The sequence below is a fragment of the Segatella copri genome (assembly GCF_949820605.1).
GTDB lineage: Bacteria > Bacteroidota > Bacteroidia > Bacteroidales > Bacteroidaceae > Prevotella.
The window spans coordinates 1,271,033-1,296,364 of record NZ_CATKVU010000006.1; the positions used below are offsets into that span (position 1 = coordinate 1,271,033).

The 25,332-nt window shown below is 45.8% G+C and carries 21 protein-coding genes; 2 read left to right on the forward strand and 19 right to left on the reverse strand.

Annotated features, from left to right (window positions below; translation table 11 throughout):
• Nucleotides 1-231: 231 nt before the first annotated feature.
• From RCO84_RS06415 to galE, 10 genes are all read right to left on the reverse strand, one after another.
• A complete protein-coding gene (locus RCO84_RS06415) occupies nucleotides 232-1,719 on the reverse strand; it encodes a xylulokinase (RefSeq protein ID WP_264910119.1) in 1,488 nt (495 codons plus the stop codon).
• 105 nt (nucleotides 1,720-1,824) lie between these two features.
• Nucleotides 1,825-2,178, reverse strand: coding sequence for a hypothetical protein (locus tag RCO84_RS06420; RefSeq protein WP_117586753.1), 354 nt, complete (start codon nucleotides 2,176-2,178; stop codon nucleotides 1,825-1,827).
• 105 nt (nucleotides 2,179-2,283) lie between these two features.
• Complete coding sequence (locus tag RCO84_RS06425) at nucleotides 2,284-2,580, reverse strand: winged helix-turn-helix domain-containing protein (protein ID WP_022121836.1); 297 nt, start codon at nucleotides 2,578-2,580, stop codon at nucleotides 2,284-2,286.
• Between the two features lie 269 nt (nucleotides 2,581-2,849).
• Nucleotides 2,850-4,610, reverse strand: a complete 1,761-nt coding sequence (aspS, locus tag RCO84_RS06430; RefSeq protein ID WP_317584395.1) for an aspartate--tRNA ligase — start codon at nucleotides 4,608-4,610, stop codon at nucleotides 2,850-2,852.
• 171 nt (nucleotides 4,611-4,781) lie between these two features.
• Nucleotides 4,782-5,231, reverse strand: coding sequence for a hypothetical protein (locus RCO84_RS06435; RefSeq protein ID WP_317584397.1), 450 nt, complete (start codon nucleotides 5,229-5,231; stop codon nucleotides 4,782-4,784).
• 52 nt (nucleotides 5,232-5,283) lie between these two features.
• Nucleotides 5,284-5,673: a hypothetical protein gene (locus RCO84_RS06440; RefSeq protein WP_040553691.1), complete on the reverse strand. Its 390-nt coding sequence runs from the start codon at nucleotides 5,671-5,673 to the stop codon at nucleotides 5,284-5,286.
• Nucleotides 5,674-5,731: 58 nt separating this feature from the next.
• Entirely contained in the window at nucleotides 5,732-6,274 is a 543-nt protein-coding gene (locus RCO84_RS06445) for an RNA polymerase sigma factor (protein WP_317576617.1), read from the reverse strand.
• 20 nt (nucleotides 6,275-6,294) lie between these two features.
• Complete coding sequence (locus RCO84_RS06450; protein WP_317584399.1) at nucleotides 6,295-7,755, reverse strand: L,D-transpeptidase family protein; 1,461 nt, start codon at nucleotides 7,753-7,755, stop codon at nucleotides 6,295-6,297.
• Nucleotides 7,756-7,869: 114 nt separating this feature from the next.
• Entirely contained in the window at nucleotides 7,870-8,151 is a 282-nt protein-coding gene (locus RCO84_RS06455; protein ID WP_317584400.1) for a T9SS type A sorting domain-containing protein, read from the reverse strand.
• Nucleotides 8,152-8,350: 199 nt separating this feature from the next.
• Nucleotides 8,351-9,388, reverse strand: a complete 1,038-nt coding sequence (gene galE / locus RCO84_RS06460) for a UDP-glucose 4-epimerase GalE (RefSeq protein ID WP_144150875.1) — start codon at nucleotides 9,386-9,388, stop codon at nucleotides 8,351-8,353.
• 176 nt (nucleotides 9,389-9,564) lie between these two features.
• On the opposite strand from galE, the gene RCO84_RS06465 reads away from it, so the two are divergent.
• Nucleotides 9,565-11,553, forward strand: coding sequence for a fructose-1,6-bisphosphatase (locus RCO84_RS06465; RefSeq protein ID WP_287797622.1), 1,989 nt, complete (start codon nucleotides 9,565-9,567; stop codon nucleotides 11,551-11,553).
• Between the two features lie 54 nt (nucleotides 11,554-11,607).
• Here RCO84_RS06465 and RCO84_RS06470 read toward each other — a convergent pair whose 3' ends face one another.
• From RCO84_RS06470 to RCO84_RS06505, 8 genes are all read right to left on the reverse strand, one after another.
• Complete coding sequence (locus RCO84_RS06470) at nucleotides 11,608-12,066, reverse strand: lipocalin-like domain-containing protein (protein ID WP_117693612.1); 459 nt, start codon at nucleotides 12,064-12,066, stop codon at nucleotides 11,608-11,610.
• Nucleotides 12,067-12,076: 10 nt separating this feature from the next.
• A complete protein-coding gene (locus tag RCO84_RS06475) occupies nucleotides 12,077-13,666 on the reverse strand; it encodes a capsule assembly Wzi family protein (RefSeq protein WP_317584401.1) in 1,590 nt (529 codons plus the stop codon).
• Nucleotides 13,667-13,801: 135 nt separating this feature from the next.
• Nucleotides 13,802-15,076 carry an NADH:ubiquinone reductase (Na(+)-transporting) subunit F gene (nqrF, locus tag RCO84_RS06480; protein ID WP_317584403.1) on the reverse strand — a complete coding sequence of 425 codons (1,275 nt, stop codon included), beginning with the start codon at nucleotides 15,074-15,076 and terminating at the stop codon, nucleotides 13,802-13,804.
• Between the two features lie 18 nt (nucleotides 15,077-15,094).
• Complete coding sequence (gene nqrE, locus RCO84_RS06485) at nucleotides 15,095-15,718, reverse strand: NADH:ubiquinone reductase (Na(+)-transporting) subunit E (protein WP_117664010.1); 624 nt, start codon at nucleotides 15,716-15,718, stop codon at nucleotides 15,095-15,097.
• 1 nt (nucleotide 15,719) lies between these two features.
• Nucleotides 15,720-16,346: an NADH:ubiquinone reductase (Na(+)-transporting) subunit D gene (locus tag RCO84_RS06490; protein WP_317584404.1), complete on the reverse strand. Its 627-nt coding sequence runs from the start codon at nucleotides 16,344-16,346 to the stop codon at nucleotides 15,720-15,722.
• 12 nt (nucleotides 16,347-16,358) lie between these two features.
• Nucleotides 16,359-16,961: an FMN-binding protein gene (locus tag RCO84_RS06495; protein WP_118190714.1), complete on the reverse strand. Its 603-nt coding sequence runs from the start codon at nucleotides 16,959-16,961 to the stop codon at nucleotides 16,359-16,361.
• An 18-nt stretch (nucleotides 16,962-16,979) separates the two neighbouring features.
• The gene (locus RCO84_RS06500) at nucleotides 16,980-18,137 is read right to left on the reverse strand and encodes an NADH:ubiquinone reductase (Na(+)-transporting) subunit B (protein WP_118152608.1); all 1,158 of its coding nucleotides are present in this window, start codon (nucleotides 18,135-18,137) and stop codon (nucleotides 16,980-16,982) included.
• A gap of 26 nt (nucleotides 18,138-18,163) precedes the next feature.
• Entirely contained in the window at nucleotides 18,164-19,519 is a 1,356-nt protein-coding gene (locus tag RCO84_RS06505; RefSeq protein ID WP_317584406.1) for a Na(+)-translocating NADH-quinone reductase subunit A, read from the reverse strand.
• A 353-nt stretch (nucleotides 19,520-19,872) separates the two neighbouring features.
• Between RCO84_RS06505 and RCO84_RS06510 the strand changes: the two genes are divergently transcribed.
• On the forward strand, nucleotides 19,873-24,072 hold the full coding sequence (locus RCO84_RS06510; protein ID WP_317584407.1) for a translocation/assembly module TamB domain-containing protein: 4,200 nt from the start codon (nucleotides 19,873-19,875) through the stop codon (nucleotides 24,070-24,072).
• A gap of 257 nt (nucleotides 24,073-24,329) precedes the next feature.
• Here the strand turns inward: RCO84_RS06510 and RCO84_RS06515 are convergent, their stop codons facing one another.
• Complete coding sequence (locus RCO84_RS06515) at nucleotides 24,330-25,256, reverse strand: Rpn family recombination-promoting nuclease/putative transposase (protein ID WP_445081695.1); 927 nt, start codon at nucleotides 25,254-25,256, stop codon at nucleotides 24,330-24,332.
• Nucleotides 25,257-25,332: the final 76 nt, after the last annotated feature.

Genomic DNA, 25,332 nt, shown 5'->3' on the forward strand with positions numbered 1-25,332 from the left:
GGATTTTTTCATTGTATAATCACTTATCTATCTTCTAAAGCGGTTCATCATGGCAAAACATAGGTGGATAGATACTCAAAAAAATCAACTACAGATATTTAAATCCAGTCCTTAAATAAGCGGAAGCTCCCCCAAAAGTCAAAAGAATCGGGAAAAATAATAAAGGGTGAGACTTCTCTCACCCTTTATCTGATATTATAAAAAAAATTGTCTAAAGTAAATTACAAACGTTTAAAGTTTTTTCATCTCTTCTTTCCATGCAGAATAAGCCTCGAGATAAGCAGAACGGTTAGCCTCATCAGGATCTATGACTGCAAGTTTCTTCAATGAAGCAAAAGCCTCATTATGATCCTTATAGATACCGGCACCAATACCAGCACCCTTAGCAGCACCTGCACTACCATCTGTCTCATAAAGTTCGATAGTAGCACCACTCACACCCGCCAAGGTATCTCGGAACAACGGACTGAGGAACATATTAGCCTTACCTGCATGAATATTCTTGATATCCATACCCATCTGCTGCATGATTTCCATTCCATAGCAGAAACTGAAGACGATACCCTCTTGTGCTGCACGAACAACATGAGCACGATTATGCTTATTAAAACTGATGCCACGAATAGAACACCCAACTTCCTTATTCTCTAATACACGCTCAGCTCCATTACCAAATGGGATAATCTTAACACCATCACTACCTATTGGCACAGAAGCTGCAAGATCATTCATATCCGCATAGCTTACATCTGGAGTGAAATTTCGATGAACCCACGCATTCAAGATACCAGTTCCATTGATACACAACAATACACCAAGACGGTCAAGGTCTGTAGTATAATTAGCATGAGCAAAAGTATTGACACGGCTCTTTGGATCATAGTTAACATCACCCAATACACCATATACAACTCCTGATGTACCTGCAGTACTTGCAATTTCACCCGGATTGAACACATTCAGACTCACAGCATTATTTGGCTGGTCACCCGCACGATAAGATATTGGTGTACCTTCTTTCAGACCAAGTTCTTCAGCTGCCGCTTTACTTACTACACTCTGTACAGAGAATGTAGGAACAATATCAGCCAGAATGCTTTCATCGAAGCCAAAGTAATCAAGCAGGAATTTAGCAGGCTTTTTCTGGTTGAAGTCCCACATCATACCTTCAGAAAGACCACTGATAGTAGTCTTAACTTCACCTGAAAGTTTCATTGCCAGATAATCACCAGGAAGCATAATCTTATCAATCTTATCAAACAGTTCCGGTTCATTATCCTTTACCCAAGCAAGTTTAGATGCAGTAAAGTTTCCAGGAGAATTGAGCAGATTACGCAAGCAGAAGTCCTCACCTAAATCATGAAAAGCCTTCTCGCCATAAGGTACGGCACGAGAGTCGCACCAGATGATACTAGGACGCAAAACTTGCTGATTCTTATCAACACAAACCAAGCCATGCATCTGGTACGAGATACCAATAGCAAGGATATCTTCACCCTTGGCACCAGATTCTGCCATGATTTTCCTGAGCGCCAGCTTAGCATTATCCCACCACATCTGAGGATCCTGCTCTGCCCAACCGGTCTTTACAGCCATAATGGGTGCTTCATGATCCGGATAGAATGCAGCAGCTACGATTTCTCCATTGTCAACATCAGTAAGCGAAGCCTTTACAGAACTTGAGCCTACGTCAAAACCTAATAAATATCTACTAGCCATAGTTTATTCGTTTATATGTTTATTGTTTAACTTTTATCAGTTTTTATAAAGTCTATATATATTATACGAACATACTACAACATTCCCCTCACAAAAAAAAATAATTTAGAACATATTCTCATCAAAAAGACTTTGAGGAGCACTATCATCAGCCTTACTCTCTTCTTCATTACTATTTTCTAATACAGAAGAAGAAAAATTGAGCATCAGTTGCTGTACGGCCTTTGAATCAAAATTAACATGATATACACCATACCCTTTACCTTTTTCTATAAGCGATTGTGGGTCTTTAGCGCATCTGGTGAGATATTGCGTAACATAGCTATGAACATCCTTGTAATTCAGAGGTGTAAAAATCGAATTACAGGAATTATATACATGGCGAGCTATTTTTTCTACTTTCAACCCTTTTGCACCCGCAGCCAAAAGAACATTGAATATCTCCTGATCAAGTTTCATATAATAATCATAACATTCGTCCTCTTTCAAGAGAGAAGACACAAAAGAAAAAACCGCGGTTACTCACTTACAAGCAACCGCGGCTCTTTGAAAAATAAACCTTATTTAAGCGAGAGCAACCTTGTTGTCCTCATCCTTAATCTTACCCTCTTTGAAGAGCCAACCGATACCAAGGATTACATCCTCTGTACTGATCTTAGCAGCCTTAGCAATTTCTGCTACTGTGAGAGCCTTTTCTGAAGCTGCCAATGCCTGATATACATCACCAGCTCTAAAACCTGCGTTCTCTGCGTTCAAGTAAAGAACGTCCTTCTTTGCTGCAGGAGCCTTCTTTGCTACTGGAGCCTTCTTTGCTGCTGGCTTCTTTGCAGCAGTCTTAGTTGTCGCTTTCTTTTCTACCATGTTTTAAGAATTTTATGATTCTATTGAGCCTCATTTCGTCAGCTCAACCTTAATATCTGCTGCAAATTTATAACTTTTATTTCGAAATAGTGTTAGAAAAATAGAAAAAACTACTACTTATAAACAAAAGTGCTGCATTTCTTGATTTACGTCAAGAAGCGCAGCACTTTATTTACTAAAAATCAATTACTTATTATAAATCATTGAATTTTTCTCAAGGCATTTTACGCATACTCTTTTATGGAGTTAATACCTTCGTTTCTCTATTTTTATTCAGCCTTCAAATCAAGTTTGATTTCCAATTCATCCAACTGCTTAGGGTCAAGTTCAGAAGGAGCATCGAGCATAACATCTCGACCGGAGTTGTTCTTTGGGAAGGCGATACAATCGCGAATACTGTCGAGACCAGCCATAATGCTGACGAAACGGTCCAAACCGAAAGCAAGACCTGCGTGAGGTGGTGCACCATACTTGAAAGCATTCATCAAGAAACCGAACTGGACCTCAGCACGCTCTGGAGTAAAGCCGAGAACCTCGAACATCTTCTCCTGCAACTGAGTATCATGGATACGGAGAGAACCTCCACCTACTTCGATACCATTGCAAACAAAGTCGTATGCCTTGGCACGAACCTGCTCAGGATGCTCATCGAGCAATGGGATGTCATCAGGATTTGGCATAGTGAATGGATGGTGCGTAGCCATCAGGCGCTGTTCCTCATCGCTCCACTCAAAGAGAGGGAAGTCGATAATCCAAAGACACTTGAATACGTTCTTATCACGAAGACCAAGACGGTCACCCATTTCCAAACGCAAAGAGCAAAGCTGAATGCGTGTCTTGTTAGCATTATCACCGCTCAAAATCAAAACGAGGTCACCATCCTTGGCTCCCATTACGGCCTTGATTTCAGCAAGTTCCTCTGGAGAATAGAACTTATCTATGCTACTCTTCACGGTACCATCTACATTGTACTTAATATAAACCAATCCTTTGGCACCGACCTGAGGACGCTTAACAAAATCGGTCAATTCGTTCAACTGCTTACGGCTATAATCAGCACAACCTGGAACACAGATACCACCAATATACTTAGCCTCATCGAATACAGAGAAATTACCCTTACCTGTGAAAGCATCTTTCAACTCAACAAATTCCATACCGAAGCGCAAGTCTGGCTTATCACTACCGAAACGGCGCATAGCATCGTGCCAGGTCATCTGCTCCAACTTAGGAAGTTCTACACCACGAATCTCCTTAAACAAATGGCGAGCCATTTCCTCGAAAAGGTTGATGACATCATCCTGGTCAACAAAACTCATTTCACAGTCAATCTGTGTAAACTCTGGCTGACGGTCAGCACGAAGATCCTCATCACGGAAGCACTTGGCAATCTGGAAATAGCGGTCGAAGCCAGCAACCATCAAGAGCTGCTTTAAAGTCTGAGGACTCTGTGGAAGAGCGTAGAACTGACCTGGATTCATACGGGAAGGAACAACAAAGTCGCGGGCTCCCTCTGGTGTACTACCAATAAGAACAGGAGTTTCAACCTCCATGAAGTTCTGTGCATCGAGGAAGTTACGAATCAAGATGCACATACGATGACGCAACTCCAGATTTTTGCGCACTGCAGGACGACGCAAATCAAGATAACGATACTTCATACGGATATCATCACCACCATCAGTATTATCTTCGATAGTGAAAGGAGGGGTCTGACTCTGAGAGAGGACATTGAGTTCCTTCACCAGGATTTCTATGTCACCAGTATCCATTTTAGGATTCTTGCTCTGTCGTTCACTTACTACACCCTTTATTTGAATGCAGAATTCACGACCTAGCTTGTTAGCTGCATCACACAAGTCTTTGTTATCAGCCTCATTGAAGACCAACTGTGTGATACCATAACGGTCGCGCAAATCGACGAATGTCATACCACCCATCTTTCTTGAGCGCTGTACCCAACCGGCAAGTGTCACTTCTTTGCCGGCATCAGAGAGACGTAACTCTCCACACGTATTACTTCTGTACATACCTTATTATATTATATTATTATTTTCCAAAGTGCAAAAGTACAATAAATAACGGAAAGGACAAAATAAAATCACGAAAATATTATTAAAAATATCTTCGCGACCCTATTAATGTGACCAAAAGTCACATAAATACATATTAAATAGTTTTATCTCTACTTTTTTAGAGATTTATTTCTTCATCCGTCTGAATGCCTGCCGATGGAACCGTTCCTCTGCCTTGATGACACTGAACACCTTATTAGGTGGTAAGATGGTCATAAATCTAGAATGATACTCTTGCTGCAACTGTTTCAGCTGAATATCCAACTCATCCTGTCTTCTGATTGCTTCGGCACATGCCTCATTATCATTCGGATTCACATGACGGAATCGGCGCATTTCATCGAATATCATACGCATTTTCTTACCCATCTGTCTATATACCGGAAAGAATTTAGCAGCTTCTCTCGGCGTAAGACAGGCATTAGTCGTAATAAACTGTTCTAGTTCTGCCTGAAACCTTTCAGGATCAAATCCATCATGATATTTTCTACCCTGAGGCTGTGAAGCAAGTGAAACTAGGCTAATCATCAGCATAGCTAAAAGCGCAAGAAACCTATGTTGCATTATCTTTCTCATACCCTATTTTTTTTTAAAATCTTTATCTGTAGACAAAAAGAAATACCAACCATTAATTTTCTGCAATCAGCGATGCATAGATAGTTTCATTATCCATCATCGTATAATCGGCCATCTCATTAAAAGTAGCATCTTCATTATTATTCACAGCAGCTTTCTGAACCATATGGTCCACATGTGCCATAGCAGGCTTACTGCTTCCCGTATATTTCAGCGCCAGTACCGAGCCACCTCCCATCACAGCCAAAACAGCAACAGCCGCCGCAATCTTTCGAATCGGCATACGCTGCCATAAGCTAGGCTGCATGTGAATGATGCGGGGTTCCTGCTCCGGCAAATTTGCCATCACCCTATCCGTCAGCTGGTCGAAATAACCAGCCGGCACCTGGAAATGGTTTTTCTTACCAAAACGGCTATTCAATATATTGTCTTCTTTTAACATATTCCTCATTCCTTTCTTTTATACTTTATTAATATAGACGAAAACTAACCGAAAAGGTTTAATCCTTACGATTGAAAAAATCGGTTATTTTTTTCACAGCAAGATGATAGGATGCCTTCAAAGCTCCTTCACTTGTTGACAGCACCTTACTCATCTCTGAATATTTCATATTATCATAATATTTTAGAGTGAAAACTGTGCGCTGAACATCAGGCAGTAGGGCTACAGCCTCTTGCAGTTCTGCCTGAATCTGGTCACCATCAAAATAGTCATCAGCAAGAAGACGTGAAGCCAAGCCCGGCTCGTCTTCGGTACTGACATTTACCATCTGCTTCTTGCGTCTCAAGAAATCAAGCGCTTCGTTAATTGCTATACGGTAAAGCCATGTTGAGAGCGAAGACTTTCCCTGAAACGAATCCAGATTGGTCCAAGCCTTAACAAAGGTATTCTGCAACACATCATCAGCATCATCATGATCTAAAACAATATGGCGAACCTTCCAATACAACGGCTCGCTATACTGACTTACCAGTACAGCAAAGCCTTCGCGTTGGGTCTTAGGATCCCTAATCATCGCCAAGAGTTCTTTATCGTTTATCATTGCTTTTACAAATGTGTTGTTTATAGATATTTTCTCAACATATCGAATATTACCGCATCAAATCCATACACATCAGAATAATCAGCTATTCTGCCTCCTGCTAACGGATAGAGTGTATAATAGGTTATGAAGAGAGGAACTTGAGGATTAACCTTTACGTTATTCACAACAAGTTTTTTATTGGCTAGCGAATCTGCTGTCATCGAATAGTATATCTTTTCCTTCAGTTTCTCGTTTTTGTCAGCCAATAGAAAGACAGCGAAATCGTATGGTTTTTCTATTCTGATACATCCATGCGATACTCCTCTATCCTCTTGTCCAAACACGCCCTTACTGTTAGTATCATGCAGGAAGACCGAGAAATTATTATCAAAACGGAAGATGATTCTTCCCAGAGCATTCCCCTTTCCGCCCCGCTGGGCGATGCCATAAGCACCAGAAATAAGCATAGATCGAGTTACTCTGTTTAAGTCAACCTCCTTACCTGTTGCCACTTCCCTTACATAGTAGTTACGCGCGCGAAAGTAGCCATGATTCCCCACCCGGTGTATCATATCATGGAGAACGATACTACGGGGAACAAACCATTGAGGATTCAACTCCATACGTTTGATATGACTGTTCAATATCGGGGTTTTGGTTTTACTGGCTCCACATCCTATGCGCATCGAGAGCGTATCCTGATGATCAATAGCCATCAGATGGAACGATGGTATATTGACAACCACATATTTTTCGTGTTGCCAGGGACTATCATACTGTCTCCAGCGGCAACGTTCCATGTTGCAGAGGATTTTGATTCTCATCGCCTTGCTCAGTCCTCCAGCCTTCAATTTTTCCAGCAGTTGATAATAGAAAGGATTCTTTGGCTGTACTTCTTTCAGGAAGGAAGCCACCGAGTCGCATCTAACCATTTGCATAGCCTTCTGATAGAACGCATCATCTGCATGAGCCATTTTTACATCAAACAGACCTCTGAACCTAACGAGTCTCTTGCTACTATCATAAGGATTGGGAGCAAGAGTATCTAAACGATTGAAAACAAAACTAGGATTCATAAATCCAAAATTCTGCCCCATCGTATATCTGAAGTAAGCTTTGGTCAAGCGATACTCCAGTCGGGCTATCACTTGATTTATCTGATTATCAGCTGAATCTAGATTTAAATCTCGTAACCTGTCAATATCTCGGGCAATAGCATCCACATAGAACCGACGTTTATCAAATCCCATATCCGCTACAGTACGCAGGCAAGTCACCAGGGAGTCAGCCTGACTATTTACCCCATGACGTGTAATCCAAAGCAGACTACCTTTATTCTGGTAATATCGACGGGTATGCAAATCAGCAGCATGTCGGTCTTTATCATTTCGCATGATGCTGTCTATCAGATTCCTTACCGCCCTCGAATTGATAGCATAGGCAGAAGAACGTAAGTCCTGATAATCATCTAACGATAATTGGAAATTGCTGTTTGGCACCCTGTCGTGGCAAGAACAGAACATCAAACAGCAAGAAATAATAAGTAACGAAAAATGAAAGACTTTCACTTTCTGATTAAAGTTAAACGGCATTCTAAGCCCTCTATGGTACTATTAATGCTTTACGCAAATTTTGCGCGTAAAGGTATTCCCCACCTTTACAATATAGATACCATCAGCCAATGGCAAGTTTACGCGCTTGTCATTACCTTCTACGCGGAAGGTCTTGATAGTAATACCTGCCACATTATATATTCTCACCACTTGCCCGCTAGCGCCTGTGATATGCATCACGCCCCCAGCATAGTTCAAGTTGATATCTGCCACATCAAGGTCTGCCCATTCTATGTTTCCCTCGTTGGCCATAGCATCCGAAGGAACAGAAAGTGCTAACATTGCAATTGTTAATATTGAAAGTAAAGTCCGTTTCATATATTTTCAAGTTTCGTTAAACCAATAGTTCTTTCTGCAAAGATATATAAAAAAAAGGAAACTTACCGTCTTCCCGACGATAAGTTTCCCAAAAATTAGCTTTTTTAACCTTTCAGAGGAAAAAAGAAGCCAATTCACATTATTTTCTAAAACAACCAACACTTTACATGATGCCATCAGCGCGAAGTTTCTGCTGCCATTTCCAAGCAGAAGCCAACACATCTTCAAGCTTAGCCTCAGCCTTCCAGCCGAGTACCTTGTTCGCCTTGGTGCAATCACCCCAAATTTTCTCAATATCGCCCTCTCTTCGTGGACCATACTTCCAATTCAGTTTCACACCTGTAGCTTTTTCAAAAGTTTCAACAATTTCGAGAGTTGAGTTTCCATTACCTGTACCGATATTGAAATATTCGATAGGCTCAGTCTCCTTATCAAGAACACGTGCCATAGCAGCTACATGTGCCTTAGCCAAATCTACAACATAAATATAGTCGCGGATACAGGTTCCATCAGGAGTATCATAATCATTACCAAAGATAGTGAGTTCCTTGCGGATACCCATAGCTGTCTGAGTAACGTATGGAATCAGATTGTTTGGCACACCATTTGGCAACTCACCAATCTCAGCAGAAGGATGTGCACCTATAGGATTGAAATATCTCAATACAATGCTCTTGATGGCTGCACCACTATGGATATAATCAGCTATGATCTGCTCATTAATCTCCTTAGTATTGCCATAAGGTGAAGTAGCCTTCTGATGAGGAGCCTCTTCTGTTACAGGTAAATTCTCAGGCTTCGGCTGACCATAAACGGTACAAGAAGAAGAGAAGATGATACCCTTTACCTGATACTTTGGCATAAGTTCCAGGAGATTGATGAGCGATACGATATTGTTACGATAATACAACAATGGTTTCTGTACGCTCTCGCCTACTGCCTTGCTTGCAGCAAAGTGAATGATACCCTCAATATCAGGATATTTCTGGAATACAGCCTCGGTAGCAGCCTTGTCGCGCAAGTCAACCTGTTCAAAAGCAGGGCGGATACCAGTAATCTTTTCGATACCATCGAGTACTTCAATCTTTGAGTTTGAGAGGTCATCTACGATAACAACATTGTAGCCTGCCTGCTGCAACTCTACTGTAGTATGGCTACCTATGAAGCCTGTACCACCAGTAACAAGAATAGTTTGTTTCATAATCAAATATAGTTAGTTTGAAGAATTATTTTATTTCTTCTGCAAAAGTACTGCAAAAATCTGAAAAAACAGAAAGATTTTTCAAAAAAAACACTTTTTCCTTTGTTTTATCTATTATTTATACTATCTTTGCAAAAGATAAATAGTAAAAAGGCTCTAAGAAAATGGAAAAAAACATGAAATATTATAATATAGAACAAGACATGAGATATTTGCAATTGCTCTCTCAGTCGTTCCCTACTATAGCAGAGGCGAGCACCGAGATTATCAACCTGCAAGCCATCCTCAACCTGCCAAAGGGTACCGAACATTTCCTTGCCGACATCCATGGTGAGTATGAGGCCTTCCTGCATGTACTGAAAAATGCATCAGGAAATATCAAGCGTAAGGTGAACGAACTCTTTGGCAATACCCTTCGCGAACAGGATAAGCGAGAACTCTGCTCTCTTATTTACTATCCTGAGCAGAAACTGGAACTCGTCAAGCAGAACGAACCTGACATCAACGACTGGTATCACATCACCCTGCACCAGTTGGTGGCTGTATGCCGTGATGTTTCCAGCAAATATACCCGAAGCAAAGTGCGCAAATCGCTGCCATGCGATTTCTCGTATATTATCCAGGAGCTTTTGCACGAGCACACCGAAGATCATGACAAAACAGCCTATGTCAATGTTATTGTTGATACGATTATCAGCACAGGCAGAGCCGATGATTTCATCATCGCTATAGCCAACGTCATCCAGCGCCTGGCTATCGACCAGCTCCATATTCTGGGCGATATCTACGATAGAGGTCCAGGAGCCCACATCATCTTGGACAAGATGTGCCGCTACCACAGTTGGGACATCCAGTGGGGTAATCACGATGTACTATGGATGGGAGCAGCTGCCGGCAATGATGCCTGCATCTGTAATGTGATCCGTCTCTCCCTGCGATACGCCAACCTCTCGACATTGGAAGAAGGCTATGGCATCAACCTCGTACCACTCGCTACTTTTGCGATGGAAACCTACAAGGAGGATGATTGCAAAGAATTTCTGCCTAAGCTCAGCGGAGGTGCAGCAGCAATGGATGAAAAGACCCAGCGGCTCACCTCTCAGATGCACAAGGCTATAGCTGTCATCCAGTTTAAATTAGAGAGCCAGCTTTTCAAGAAGCATCCGGAATGGAAGATGAAAGACCGTTGTCTTTTTGACCATATCGATTACAGGAAAGGCAAGGTAGAGATTGACGGAAAAGAGTATGACATGACCTCATGCCACTTCCCTACCATCGATCCGGACAATCCAGACAAACTATCTGAAGAAGAGGAAATTCTGATCCAGAAACTGCATCATTCGTTTATGGTCTGCGAGAAGCTGCACAAGCATATCAAGGTTATGCTGCAGCATGGTTGCATGTACGCTATCTTCAACTACAACCTGCTTTTCCATGCTTCCTGTCCGCTCAACGAAGATGGTTCATTAAAAGAGGTAGAAATATATCCTGGCAAGAAATTCAGCGGCAGAGCCTTAATGCATCATACAGGCATGCAGATACGTACAGCTTTCCAATCAGATTCTGATCCGAATGAAAAGGAATATGCCATCGATTATTTCATCTACCTATGGTGCGGTCCCGACAGTCCGCTCTTCGACAAGAGTAAGATGGCCACCTTCGAGCGCTATTTCATTACCGATAAGGAGACTCATAAAGAAGAGAAGGGATACTACTTCCTGTTGCGCGATAACGAACAGGTTATCGACCATATTATGGATGAGTTTGGGGTAACCGGTCCTAACCGCCATATCATCAATGGACACGTGCCCGTTCGCACAACCAAGGGCGAGAACCCTATCAAGGCAAACGGCAAGCTGATGGTTATCGATGGAGGTTTCTCTAAAGCCTACCACAACGAGACTGGCATTGCCGGCTACACCTTAGTATATCACTCCCGCGGATTTCAGCTGGTCCAGCACGAGCCATTTACGAGTATGGAAGATGCCATCAAGCAAGGTACCGACATCAAGAGTACCACACAGATTGTAGAAATGTCGAACCGCCGAATGCTGGTAGCCGACACAGATATAGGTTGCGAACTCCGTAAGCAGATAGAAGACCTGAAGGAGCTTCTCTATGCTTACCGACATGGTTTCATCAAGGAATCAGAAAGGAAGAAGTAAGAAACCGAGCATACCCCAAAAGCCCCCGGTGCTACATGCATCGAGGGCTTTTTTTTAGAATTTTCTGAACCGCAATCTCAGGGTCTTACTCTTCAGTTGCATCTTACCTCCGGTCATTACCTCCTTGGCAAAATGCTCATTCAGATGATTGATGCCACAGCTACGCAAAGAATCATTCATTTCTGTTAAAAGTACATCGCCTCCATAATCTTCATGCCATTTATTACGATAAACAGATGTAATCAGCAAACTGTCGGAGGTTTGCTCAAAACGCAGATAAAATCCTCTACCAGCCTCGAAGCGATCATAATCAGCAACCTGAATCAACTTATACTGGCAGCCCCAGAACACGCGTTTATCTGCAAAGTTACAAGTACCCCCTGTAGCTAAAGTATCTACTTGCTCCAGATGCCAGAAACCATCCAAATCACCATTCTGGCTTGTTTCTACCTCACATGAGCTTAGAGTGAGCATCATAACAGCAAGGGAAAGCACCCCTATTATCTTTTTCATATTTTCTATCTTATCGATTGTTATTTCTTTTCGTCAGCAAACCTCTTTTACTGATGGTTATCTGCATACCGGCATTATGTCCCAGCATCTTTTCGCTACCGAAATCCATCGCATAGCCTGCCTTCAACTGCCATTGATGTGGAAAATCGTAATGACCCTCTACCAGAAAACTTACATTATGATGCTTTTTTGTAAACGGGTTGCTATATGTACCCCAACCTTTCTGATAGGTGCCTAATATACGATAGCCCAACCGCTGTGTAGGCTGACCATCAAAACCCAGATGATAAGCTATGAAACGGTTGTTTCTGATATCAATACATCCGTCGTTATTATAAATAGGCGAACGGTAGAGTGGATTTCCTATCACCTGGCCCCAATGCTGCCATCCAGGATAGATGCTGTGGTTGTAATAATCATCAGTACCCGCTATATGGTCTGCGATACCCGATGTACGGTCATGATTGTACGGACCACTCTGATATTTGGTATAGAGATACTCCAGCACCACATTTTTCAGCCAGCGCGAATACTTCAGATTCAGTTCGAAGCCTAGCATGATGTCCTTCAGCGAATACATGAAGAAACGGCGTTTTACTTTCTTATTCCAGTCTGCGCCCTCACCATATCCATTATAGTCAAGGAGAAACATCTGGCTGTGATCTTCGAAATAATGATCGGCATAGATGGCAGCTTTCCAACTGTCAGTGTCATAATTGATACGCATCAGCCAACTGCCCAACTGGTTGCCGGCAACATTGGCATAAGCCCCTTCACCTGCATCAGAGCCCGTTGCCGACAGCGCATGCCAGAAGCCTTTCAGATTTTTCTCGGTAGGAATCTGTACCATACTGTCACCTATTGGACGATATGCATTGCCACCAAACTGAGCAACCATTTCCAAACCCATTTCTATGCTGAGCGGACAGAAAGCATTCTCGTTTCCGATACGCAGGAAACCTGCTTTGCTGTGATAGAGCATGTGATCACAATATTTAGTCTGCCGTTTCGTAAAATCATGCTGCCAGCCATCATCCGTAGTCATACCATAAGCCAGATGACCTTTCAGTTGCAGCCAGCCTCTACCAAACGGAAGCGTCCAATATTCAGGAAGCGCCAGACGAACCTGAGGTATCGGACGGGCATTGATACCCAGACACTGGCTACCACTGGAGAGCGACTGGTTTTTTAGCTCCATCGGATATTCCTTGGCACCTGCAGTCAGCACACCATAAAGCCAGCGGGCCTCCACATAAGCCTGCTGCACCACTACATGGCTGGTATAGTTTACCGGTACTGCCACATCTACTCCATATCCTACAGCCCAGCGGCGGGCAGAATCTGCAGAAAGCGGACGAACCAGACTACCTCTGAGATAGCCGTTATTCTTCTCTAAAGAACTTAATCCATGTTTGTTTGCGTTAAGCCACAATGGGGTTTTACCTTTCGAAAACGACCCCTGCATCTCAACACCATATTGTATATCTTCCCGAAGATTTATCTTCTCCGTGCCATCCCCCTCCTGCCACATATACTGTGCCATAGATGGGGCTGCCAGACTGCAAAGGGCAAAACATACACCTACTTTTATCTTATTCATAATTAAATCTATACTTTCAAGATAAAAACGTAATTATCTCTATTATATTGTATATATTCAGAAAAATAAAAAAAGAGCAACACTTGCCTCTCATTTTTTGAGAACAAGCATTGCTCTTTTGATTGAATTATCGTTTTATCCGAAGTTATCGTACATGATGCTCTCAGGATCTACTCCGAGAGAATCCAGATAATCTGTTACCGTCTTGATCAGCATTGGAGGTCCGCAGAGATAGTACTCGCAATCCTCTGGTGCCTCATGATTCTTCAAGTAGGTATCACGGATGCAGTTAACAGCAAATCCCTCGTAGTACTTCACGCCCTGAGCATCTGCCACTGGGTCCTTGCGGTCCAATGAAAGATGGAAGTGGAAGTTAGGGAATTCCTTCTCAAGCTCCCAGAAGTCCTCAAGGAAGAATGCCTCACCCAATGCACGCGCTCCATAGAAGAAGTGAAGCTCACGATCTGTAGTGTGTAAAGTCTTGGTCATGTGCATAATCTGCGCACGCAATGGAGCCATACCGGCACCACCACCAATCCAGATCATCTCCTTGCCTGATGTGAAGTTAGGATGGAAGTCTCCGTAAGGACCACTCATCATTACCTTGTCGCCTGGTTTCAGAGAGAAGATGTAAGAAGAAGCGATACCTGTTGGTACGTTCTGGAAACCTACCTGTGGACGTGGCAGGAATGGTGTTGTGGCGATACGTACGGTCAGGGTGATGATGTCACCCTCGTCAGGATAGTTCGCCATAGAGTAAGCACGAACGGTAGGCTCTGGATTGTGAGCCTTGAGAGAGAAGATGTTGAACTTCTTCCATGCTCCGATGTACTCCTCGCCAATGAGAGCCTTGTCGAAGTCCTTGTCGTAATCGATGCAGTCGTATGCAGGAATCTTGATCTGAGCGTAAGAACCCGGAATGAAGTCCATGTGCTCGCCTGGAGGCAAAGCCACCTTGAACTCCTTGATAAATGATGAAACGTTCTTGTTGGAGATAACCTCGCACTCCCACTCTTTCACGCCCATCACACTCTCAGGCACCTTAATCTTCAGTTCGCCCTTCACCTTGCACTGGCATCCCAGGCGCCAGTGGTCCTTAATCTGCTTGCGGGTGAAGTGAGGCTTCTCAGAATCGAGAATCTCGCCGCCACCCTCTAGCACCTGAACCTTACACTGGCCACAGCTTGCCTTACCACCGCAGGCAGAAGGCAGGAAGATGCCGTTCTCATTCAGCGTAGTCATCAAACTGCTGCCCTGAGGCACGTTGATGGTATTGTCGCCATTGATTTCGATATTTACATTTCCGCTAGGGCTCAGATACTTCTTAGCCACGAGCAGGATGATAACCAGCAGGAGAATCACCACGAGGAAAACTCCGATACTAGCCAATATAAATGATGTATTACCCATATCTATAGTCCTCCTATTTTAGATTTTCAAGCCTGAGAAGCAAAGCATAGCCATTGCCATGAGGCCTACTGTGATAAATGTGATGCCGAGTCCCTGCAATGGCTTTGGCACGTCGCAATACTGCATCTTCTCGCGGATGGCTCCCATCAGCACGATGGCGAGAGTCCAACCCAGACCGGAACCTACGGCATAAACGATGCTATCCCATACTGAGGTGATAGCCTGAGTATTGGCAGGATCCATCAGGATGCGCTGCTGCATGAAGAGCGATGCACCCATGATGGCACAGTTTACGGCAATCAATGGCAGGAAGATACCCAGCGCTGCATAGAGCGATGGTGAGAACTTCTCTACAATCATCTCTACCAGCTGCACGATACCGGCGATGACGGCGATGAAGAGGATGAAGCTCAGGTAAGTGAGGTCAACACCCAGGATTCCATCGGCGCTGAGCACCTTGGTCTGCAACAGGTAATCTACAGGCACGGTGATGAGCAACACGAAGGTTACTGCCAAACCCAGGCCCAAAGAGGTCTTCACGTTCTTGGATACTGCCAAGTATGAACACATACCCAGGAAATAGGCGAAGATCATGTTATCGACAAAAATCGAACGGAAAAACAAACTTATTGCGTGCTCCATCTTACTTCTCCTCCTTATAAATATAGGCACGATGTACCCAGATTACACATCCAACGAGAATCAATGCCATGGCTGGCATGGTCATCATACCGTTGTTAACATATCCGAAGTTGTAAGCTCCCTCTGGAATCAGCTGGAAACCGAGCAATGAGCCACGGCCCAGGAACTCACGAACAGCACCCATAATCACGAGGATGAGGGCGTAACCCAAACCATTACCTACACCATCGAGGAATGAAGGCCAAGGCTTATTCATCATGGCGAACGCCTCCAAGCGACCCATCAGGATACAGTTGGTAATGATCAGACCCACGTACACTGAGAGCTGCACGCTCACGTCGTAGGCGAAAGCCTTCAGCACCTGGCTCACGATGGTAACCAGGGCAGCAACTACCACCAGCTGGACGATGATACGGATGCGCTGAGGGATGGTGTTGCGGATGATGGAAATAATCACGTTAGAGAATGCCGTGATGATAGTAACGGCAAGTCCCATCACAATGGCTGGCTTCAGCTGGGAAGTAACAGCCAGGGAACTACAGATACCAAGCACCTGGACGAGAATAGGGTTGTCGCCGTTCAGTGGCTTGATGAATGCCTCCTTATTTTGTTTACTAAATAATGCCATAATATCGCTTAATTATTTAATGAATTTAGCAAGACCTTCCTTGAGCATTGCATCCACACCATTAGATGTCAATGTAGCACCGGTAACGGCATCCACATTGTTAGGGTCGCTGGCAGGAGCGTCTTTCTCAACGCCCAGAGCGATGCCCTCTACTCCATCCTTGTGAATCTTCTTGCCCTGGAATTTCTGCTGCCACTTCAGGTTGTCCTTGATTTCAGCACCCAGTCCGGCTGTCTCGCCTTCGTGGTTGAAATATACGCCATAGATGGTGTTGTTGTCGGCATCCACGGCGATGAAGCCTGAAATGCCGCCCCAGAGACCCATACCCTTTACAGAGTAAACAGTCTTCTTCTGACCATCAATCTCGCACTCGTAATACTTCATGCCGTCCTTCTCCTTCTCGTCCTTCACCACCTCTTTATATTTGGCAGCCGCAGTAGCGTTGTCAAGGTCGCGCAGGTTCAGAGAGTTCAGAATCTGCTTCTGAGTATCAAGAGCCACGTTGGCATCCTGTTTTGTCTTCAGCGAAGAAGACACGAATGCGAGCAGGAATGCCACGATTACCACGATGATAACCGAATAGATAATAGTATAGCTATTTGAATTTGTCTTCATATCTACATTCCTCCTACATTATTTAATAGCACGTTTAGCACGGCGTGAGATGTTGCCCTGAACTACACAATAGTCGATGAGTGGAGCAAACATGTTGCCGAAGAAGATAGCGAGCATCATACCCTCTGGATAACCTGGGTTCATCACACGTACGATAACGGCGATGGCACCGATGAAGAATCCGTAGAAGTACTTACCCTTCTCAGTACGGGCAGAGGTTACAGGGTCGGTAGCCATGAATACGGCACCGAAGCAGAAACCACCGAGAACGATGTGCTCATACCAGGCGATAGGTGTCATGCCGAGAGCCTGGAAGATAAGCGCCATCACGATGCCGCCTGCGAATACTGAGCCCATGGTCTTCCAGGATGCGATGCCTGTCCAGAGAAGGATGATGGCACCGATGGCGATGGCGATGACTGAAGTCTCACCGATACAGCCAGGAATGAAACCGATGATAGAATCGCAGAGACTAGCTGAAGGCATGCTGCCCTGAGCCAGCTGACCGAGAGGAGTAGCAGCAGTGAAGCCATCAGGCAGGGTGTTACCCAGACCGAAGATAGCATCCTTAGCCACCCAGACCTTATCACCACTCATAGCCAATGGATATGAGAAGAAGAGGAACATACGGGCACCCACAGCCACATTGAAGATGTTCATACCGGTACCACCGAAGATCTCCTTGCAGAAGATAACTGCGAAGGCGCACGCCAGGGCGAGCATCCACAGCGGTGTAGAGATAGGAATAATCAACGGGATGATGATACCGCTGACGAGGTAACCCTCCTGGATTTCCTCGTGCTTCCACTGAGCCCAGGCAAACTCGATGCCGAGACCCACGATGTAGCTAACCAGCAACTTAGGGAGGACAGCCAGGAATCCGAAGCCGAAGACCTCGATGAAGCTGGCAGTATCCAGTGTACCTGCAGCCTTGAAATTCTGGTATCCCACATTATACATACCGAAGAGCAAAGCAGGAATCAGGGCGATTACCACAAAGCTCATGATGCGCTTCGAGTCGATGGAATCGTGGATGCTGGCTCCGCTCTTCGCTGTCGTATTTGGCACGTACAGGAAGCTCTCAAAACCGTCAAACACGCTCTCGAAGGCATGCAGCTTACCTCCCTTCTGGAAGTTAGGCTTTATCTTATTGAGATAATTTCTTAATGCACTCATTATTTAAATAATTAATAGTACTAAAACTAAGCGTTCTCCTTGCGCAGGGTATTCAAGCCCTCGCGTACAATCTTCTGCAATTCGAGCTTAGATGAATCCACGAACTCAGCCACAGCAAAATCTTCAGGACTTACCTCGTAGATACCGAGCTGCTCCTGCTTGTCGATATCGCCGGCGATGATTGCCTTGATGAGATACTCACCATAGATGTCCATCGGGAGCACCTTGTCATACTCGCCGCTCATGATCATGTGGCGCTCGCCACCCTTCACGCGGGCATCGAGATTATACTCCTTCTTCTTGCCGAAGAGCCAGGAGAGATATGAACGCGATGTAGAGAACTGATCGGTACGTGGAAGAATCCAACCCAGCATCTCGTCGTTGTCATCACCCTCTGGGATGGCTGTAATCTCTGATGTATGACCACCTACAAAATCGGCTGTAGTCGTCTTCACGCCGGTAAGAGGATTACCATTGATAAGTCGCACATGATCAGCAGCTTTCAGCTGATTGGCTACAAAACTGCTCAAAGGTGTACCTACCAATACTTCAGCATAGCCAGGAGTCTTGATTTCACTACCAGCCACAGCTACAGTCTTGTGCAAATCAACCTTACCTGTCAGGAAGAGTCTTCCGAAGAAGATAACCGATGCTGGATCTACTGTCCAAACCACCTCGCCTTTGTTTACAGGGTCGATGTTGTTCACCTGTACGCCTACATTACCTGCCGGACAAGGACCGTCGAATACATTGAGTTCTACGTTCTTAGCCTCGCCGAGCGCATTGCTGTGCTGGTCAACGCCAACACCAAGATAAGTTTTCGCAATCTTGCTCAAGGCTGTCAAACCCGTCTGGAAAGCCTCTTCGTTGCCTTCGAGTTCTACCTCAAAGTCGGCTGCAAGCGGCATGTCGCGGAGGGCAGAAACGAAAATTGCCTTAGGCTTGGTGTCGGGAGTTGTGGACACAGCATAAGGCAACTGGTTGATGTATCCGAAGAGACCAGCCTCAAGCAGCGCCTGCTTGACAGCCTCACCGTCTAACGCATCAACGTTTTTCTTACCAAAATCCGTAGAGGTCTGTACTGCGTCGGCCTTCACCTTCACGCAGAGCACCTTTCGGCGCTCACCTCTCTCAATGGCGGTTACTTCTCCGCTCACTGGCGAGGCAAACTTCACCTCCGGGCAAGCCTTGTTCACAAACAAGGCATCTCCGGCATTGACATGATCGCCCTCGCGTACCACTACCTTAGGAGTCACACCCACGAAAGCCGCAGGAACCAGCGCATATTCGCCAGCCTGAGCCACCTGGAGCGTTACATCCTTGGAAGCCTTACCCGTAAGGTTAATGTCCAAGCCTTTACGTAACTTAATTACATTTGCCATAACTACATTAAAAAATATTATATATAAACTTATTAATCACTTCAAGATACATGCTTCAGCGCCCTCATCAAGACGCTATACTGGCCATCTGCCATAAAACATATATTTTATCTACTTCTATGCTGAAACTTCTAAACGTGCTGCAAAAATAGTGAAAAAAAGTGATATAAAAAAGAAAAATTGTGTGAATTATTCGATTTTATGCCGATTTTTCAGTAATTTTGTCGCAAAATTCAAATTAGTAACATTTTTGTAAACTAGAGAAAGCAACTCTGAAACATTTAAAACATATCATCAATAGCATTATATGGACGCTGGCTGCTGTCTATTTCTTGCTTGTCGTACTGTTGCACGTGCCACCAGTACAGGCCTTCATCGGCTCTGAAGTAGCCGGTGCACTGGCTCAGAAATTCGGCACTCAGGTAAGTATCGGAAAGGTGAATCTGGGCTTCTTCAACCGCATTATCATAGATGACGTGATGATGCTCGACCAGAAGGGCGACAGCATGATCTGTGCTTCGCGCGTATCGGCAAAGCTCGATTTCCTGCCTTTGAAGGATGGCAAGATTTCGGTTTCATCTGCCCAGCTATTCGGTCTCAACGCCAACATCTACAAGCAGGATGCCAAGAGCCCGATGAACATCCAGTTCGTGCTCGATTCGCTGGCTTCGAAAGATACCACCCGCCATACTCCGCTCGACCTGCACATCGGAAGCCTGATTATCCGTCATGGTGCCGTTGCCTACAGCCAGCGCGATATTGCGCCTAAGCCGGGCGTCTTTTCGCCGCAGCATCTAGGCATCACCGACCTCTCTGCCCACATTATCCTGGGCCATCTCACCGACAAGGATATCCATTTGGCTGTCAAGAAGATAGCGCTGAAAGATAAATCAGGACTTCAACTCAGAAATCTGAGATTCAAACTCGATGCCGACCAGCAGCAAGCCCTGCTCAGAGACTTCAGCATCGAGCTCCCTCATTCGCAATTGCAGTTTGATGACCTGCGCGCTACCTACCGCATCGAGAACAAGCATATCGTAAAGCCTACACTCCAGTTTCAGGGCGGCATCAAGCCGTCCGTCATCACGCTTGCCGATATTGCCTGCTTCGTACCTGAACTCCGCAAGTTCAAGGATGCCCTGCAGCTTCATCTCCAGTTTTCGGGCACCAGTACATCTGCCCGCATCCATAACCTCGAATTCAAGACTCAGAGCGGCAGTCTGCTGCTCAAGGCTAACGGCCGTGTGAGCGATTGGGACCGCCTTCTGCGCTGGAAGGCAAACATCTCAGCCCTCAAGATATCAGGCGATGGCATCGGAGAGGTTTCCAGAAATCTGGGCAAACGCATCAGCATTCCGAAAGAAGTGCTGCGCCTGGGCGACATATATTATATAGGTGAAGTATATGGTGCAGGCAAGAACGTAGGCACCCGCGGCCAGCTGAAGACCGGTGTGGGCGAAGTAGCCATCAATGCCGAAAAGGCTGGCTCCGAGCTCAAGGCTAGCATCAACACCCAGGGCATCAACCTGGGCCGCATCCTCGACAACGGGCAGTTCGGCATCCTGGCAGCATCGCTTTCGGCTCACGGCAACAAGCAGCATTTCTATGCCAAGGGCAGCATTCCGCGCTTCGATTTCAACAAGTACAGCTACCGCAACATTCAGATAGACGGCAGCTATAACCGGGGATTGCTCGAAGGACTTGCATCCATCGCCGACCCTAACGCCAACATCCAGGTAGAAGGCTCCTACTCCATCCCGCACAAACAGTATGCAGCTACTGCCCATGTACAGCATCTGCTGCCAACCATCCTGGGGCTGAAGGTAGCCGACAAGACCTACAGTCTCGATGGCATCACCGTAAGTGCCAAGAACCAGGGCAAGGACAGCTATTTCGACCTCGAAGCCCCGTTCGCCAGCATCCATGTTGACGGAGAGTACGATTACGCTACTCTCACCAAGAGCTTCACCAATCTGGTAGCCAGCAAACTGCCTACCCTTCCGGGCATCGGCAAGGTAGACAGGAGTGCGAAGAACCATTTCACCTTCCAGGCAGAAATCACCTCTACCGAGATACTGCAGCGCATGCTGGGCATTCCGCTGAAGATAGAGCAGCCCGTCTTTGCCGATGGATTCATGAACGATGCCGAGAAAACCGTCAATATCTATGCCAGCGTGCCTGACTTCAGCTATGGCGGCAAAGACTATCATGGAGCCAAAGTGCGACTGCATACCATCAACGATTCGCTCAAGGTAGATGCGCAGATCAGACAGGGCAAATGGGGCGATAACGGACCGGCCATCCACGTAAAGGCAGCCGCTGCCGACAACCAGCTCTTCGCCAAGCTCTTCTACAACAACCATTCGGCTAAGCTCCCTATCCAGGGCATCATCGATACGAGGGCGCAGTTCTTCAAGAACGAAGATCATGTTTCTACCGCCCACGTAACCATACACCCGTCTGAAATCAGAATCGACGGCACGCCGTGGGAGGTTCATCCTGCCGACATCATCTACAGCAAGAACCGCCTGCTGGTAGACCATTTCGCCGTGAGCCACGACCAGCAGCACGTCATCGTTTCCGGTCTTGCTACACCCGAGAAGACCGATTCTATCGTTGCCGACCTGAAGGATGTGGATGTGGCATACGTGCTGAACCTCATCAATTTCCATTCGGTAGATTTCACCGGCAAGGCTTCGGGCAAGGCTATCATCAAGAGCCTCTTCAACGACCCTGATGCCTACGCCCAGCTAGACGTGAAGGAGTTTACCTTCGAAAACGGACCGCTCGGTGTGCTCCATGCTGGTGTCAACTTCAACAAGGAGCTCGAACAGATTGATATTCATGCAGTTGCCGATGATGGTCCGGAGCATCAGACGCTCATCAACGGATACGTCTCGCCTAAGCGCAACTATATCGACCTGGGTATCGATGCCCAGGGCACCAGCATGAAATTCCTCGAGAATTTCTGCGGCAGTTTCATGAACCAGGTAGAAGCCTGGGGCGATGGCCATCTCAATGTGGTGGGCGATTTGAAAAACATCAATCTCGTGGGCGACCTTACCGCTCACGGCAAGGTGCACCTCAAGCAGCTCAACACCGATTATACCTTCGATGCGCTCCGTGCCCACGCTATCCCAGATGATATCCTCATAGAGAATGATACCATCTTCGACCGCAACCGCAACATAGCCATCCTGAGCGGAGGCATCCACCACCAGCACCTCACCAGGCTGAGCTACGACCTCGATATCAAGGCGCACAACTTCCTGGGCTTCGATACCCGCGAGTTTGGCGACAACACCTTCTATGGCACCATCTATGCCACGGGCGAGGTAGGCATCCACGGCAAGAGCGGCGAAACCGTCATCGATATCAACGCCGAGCCCGAACCGGGCAGCATCTTTGTATATAATGTGGCAAGTCCGGACGCCATCAGCGACAAGAGCTTTATCCACTGGCATGAGATTGTGCCGGATATCATGGACAGCCTGAACGGGGCTCCAACTACGAAACAGAGAGAGGATGACATCGATTTCGAATCGGATATGCGCATCAACTTCCTCGTAAACACCAACCAGAACCTCACGCTCAAGCTGATCATGGACGAGCAGTCGGGCGATTACATCACCCTGAACGGAGATGGCGTAATTCGCGCCAACTACTTCAACAAGGGCTCGTTCGACATGTTTGGCAACTATGTGGTAGACCACGGCACCTACAAGCTCACCATCCAGAATCTCATCAAGAAGGAGTTCGAGTTTATGCCGGGCGGCACCATCGCCTTCGGTGGCAATCCATACAACGCCCCACTCAATCTGCGGGCTAAATATACCGTAAACGGAGTGCCGCTGAGCGACCTGCGCATAGGCCGTTCGTTCTCGGGCAACAACATCCGCGTAGACTGCCTGATGGACATCACCGGCACGCCTCAATCGCCTAAGGTAGATTTCTCTATGGACCTGCCTACGGTTAACAGCGATGCGAAGCAGATGATCTACTCTATCATCAATTCGCAGGAAGAGATGAACCAGCAGGTGCTCTATCTCTTGGGCATCGGCCGGTTCTACGCCCAGACCAACAACAACCAGGTGAGCGAGGACGGTGAACAGCAGAGTCAGACTTCGCTGGCGATGCAGAGCCTGCTGAGCGGCACCATCTCGCAGCAGCTGAACACCGTACTTTCTAACGTGGTGAAGAGCAACAACTGGAATTTCGGTGCCAACATATCTACGGGCGATGAAGGTTTCAACAATGCCGAATATGAGGGCATTCTGAGCGGCAAGCTGCTCAATAACCGGTTACTCTTCAATGGCCAGTTCGGTTATCGCGACAATCCGAATGCCACGCAGAGTTTCATCGGTGATTTTGACCTCCGCTACCTCATCTTCCCTAACGGCAACCTCGCCATACGCATGTACAATCAGACCAACGACCGCTATTTTACGCGCAACAGTCTGAACACGCAGGGTCTCGGCCTCATCATGAAGAAAGACTTCAACGGCCTCCGCGATTTCTTCGGCATCAAAAAGAAGAAGAAGAAAAAGAAATAAAAAGCCAAAAAGAGGGTGGGGCATAACCAGATGACTCACCCTCTTTTTATTTTCAGATAGCAGTCGCCTAATATGAGTCCAGTTAAGATTGTGTACGAACTCGTACACTTTTCCAAAATCAGGAAACAGAATATAGAAATTCCGATAATGTTAGAGATTTTGAATGTTGAGTGGTCTATATGCCACGATGAAAAGGTGGCATATAGACCCTTGATTATATGGTGATATTCGTAATCTACATCTCCGCTTTCTGTTTTTTATGAATTGCTCAGATTCTTGATGATATCTAAAGGCAGCTGGGTAGCCTTGGCAACCTGTTCGGCAGAAAGTCCCATTGCCAGCATATTCTTAGCTATTTCCAGGGCTTTCTGGTTCATCCCCTTTTCCATACCTTCCGCAAGACCTTTTTCCATACCTTCCTTCATTCCCTTTTCCATACCCTCAGCTATACCTTCACGCTTGGCAGTGTCTACGGAATTCTTGATGTCACGATATGCCATCTTGCTGGTCTCGTACTCCCTCATTTCCTGCGGAGTAAACTTGGCAATCTCGGCTTCCTCGAAGAGGCGGTCGAAAACCTTGTCGCACAGCTCCTTCGGGCGCTGGGTAAGCTTATAGAGATTCTTCAGTGCATAGAGCCACTTCTCGTAGAGCGTATCCAGTTCTTCCAGGGGTTTGTTGAACTTGGAAATCTCTACATAAATATATTCGAGCTTGTCGTAAAACACTTTGTGGGTAGCTGTGTCGCACAACTGCACATGATGGCGGATTTTCTCCTTGTCGAAGGCGTCCTCGTTCATGCTGAAGTTGAGCAGGGCTACGGTATAGACATGATTGAGTCTGAAATCCCATTCACTCCCCTTTAGTGCCTGTTCACGGATAGGAAAGGTTGAGTAGAAAAGGGCGCGATTCTTGAAATACGTCTGGTAGGCATTCTGCATTTCTACGATGAACTTCTCGCCGTTTTCTCCCTCGCAATATACATCAAAGATGGCTCTGCGGTCGGTATAGACATCTCCCACGTGCTCCGGGTTCAGATACGATACGTCCTTCACAACCTGTCTGCCATTAAACAAGCTGTTGAGGAAGCAAATGAGCAAATCCTTGTTCATTGCTGTTCCAAAAATTCGCTTGAAACCGAAGTCGGTCAGCAAGCTGATGTATCTTTCTTCTACCTGTTTCATACGCATTATGTTTTTATTTGTACTGCAAAGATTATGCCAGCGAGCGCAATGAAAGCTTGCTTTCTGATTGCCGAGC

Coding starts and splice junctions, on each gene's coding strand:
- RCO84_RS06415 (WP_264910119.1), bottom strand. CDS start 1,719: ATGGCTAGTAGATATTTATTAGGTTTTGACGTAGGCTCAAGTTCTGTA.
- RCO84_RS06420 (WP_117586753.1), bottom strand. CDS start 2,178: ATGAAACTTGATCAGGAGATATTCAATGTTCTTTTGGCTGCGGGTGCA.
- RCO84_RS06425 (WP_022121836.1), bottom strand. CDS start 2,580: ATGGTAGAAAAGAAAGCGACAACTAAGACTGCTGCAAAGAAGCCAGCA.
- aspS (WP_317584395.1), bottom strand. CDS start 4,610: ATGTACAGAAGTAATACGTGTGGAGAGTTACGTCTCTCTGATGCCGGC.
- RCO84_RS06435 (WP_317584397.1), bottom strand. CDS start 5,231: ATGAGAAAGATAATGCAACATAGGTTTCTTGCGCTTTTAGCTATGCTG.
- RCO84_RS06440 (WP_040553691.1), bottom strand. CDS start 5,673: ATGTTAAAAGAAGACAATATATTGAATAGCCGTTTTGGTAAGAAAAAC.
- RCO84_RS06445 (WP_317576617.1), bottom strand. CDS start 6,274: ATGATAAACGATAAAGAACTCTTGGCGATGATTAGGGATCCTAAGACC.
- RCO84_RS06455 (WP_317584400.1), bottom strand. CDS start 8,151: ATGTTAGCACTTTCTGTTCCTTCGGATGCTATGGCCAACGAGGGAAAC.
- galE (WP_144150875.1), bottom strand. CDS start 9,388: ATGAAACAAACTATTCTTGTTACTGGTGGTACAGGCTTCATAGGTAGC.
- RCO84_RS06465 (WP_287797622.1), top strand. CDS start 9,565: ATGAAATATTATAATATAGAACAAGACATGAGATATTTGCAATTGCTC.
- RCO84_RS06470 (WP_117693612.1), bottom strand. CDS start 12,066: ATGAAAAAGATAATAGGGGTGCTTTCCCTTGCTGTTATGATGCTCACT.
- RCO84_RS06475 (WP_317584401.1), bottom strand. CDS start 13,666: ATGAATAAGATAAAAGTAGGTGTATGTTTTGCCCTTTGCAGTCTGGCA.
- nqrF (WP_317584403.1), bottom strand. CDS start 15,076: ATGGGTAATACATCATTTATATTGGCTAGTATCGGAGTTTTCCTCGTG.
- nqrE (WP_117664010.1), bottom strand. CDS start 15,718: ATGGAGCACGCAATAAGTTTGTTTTTCCGTTCGATTTTTGTCGATAAC.
- RCO84_RS06490 (WP_317584404.1), bottom strand. CDS start 16,346: ATGGCATTATTTAGTAAACAAAATAAGGAGGCATTCATCAAGCCACTG.
- RCO84_RS06495 (WP_118190714.1), bottom strand. CDS start 16,961: ATGAAGACAAATTCAAATAGCTATACTATTATCTATTCGGTTATCATC.
- RCO84_RS06500 (WP_118152608.1), bottom strand. CDS start 18,137: ATGAGTGCATTAAGAAATTATCTCAATAAGATAAAGCCTAACTTCCAG.
- RCO84_RS06505 (WP_317584406.1), bottom strand. CDS start 19,519: ATGGCAAATGTAATTAAGTTACGTAAAGGCTTGGACATTAACCTTACG.
- RCO84_RS06515 (WP_445081695.1), bottom strand. CDS start 25,256: ATGAAACAGGTAGAAGAAAGATACATCAGCTTGCTGACCGACTTCGGT.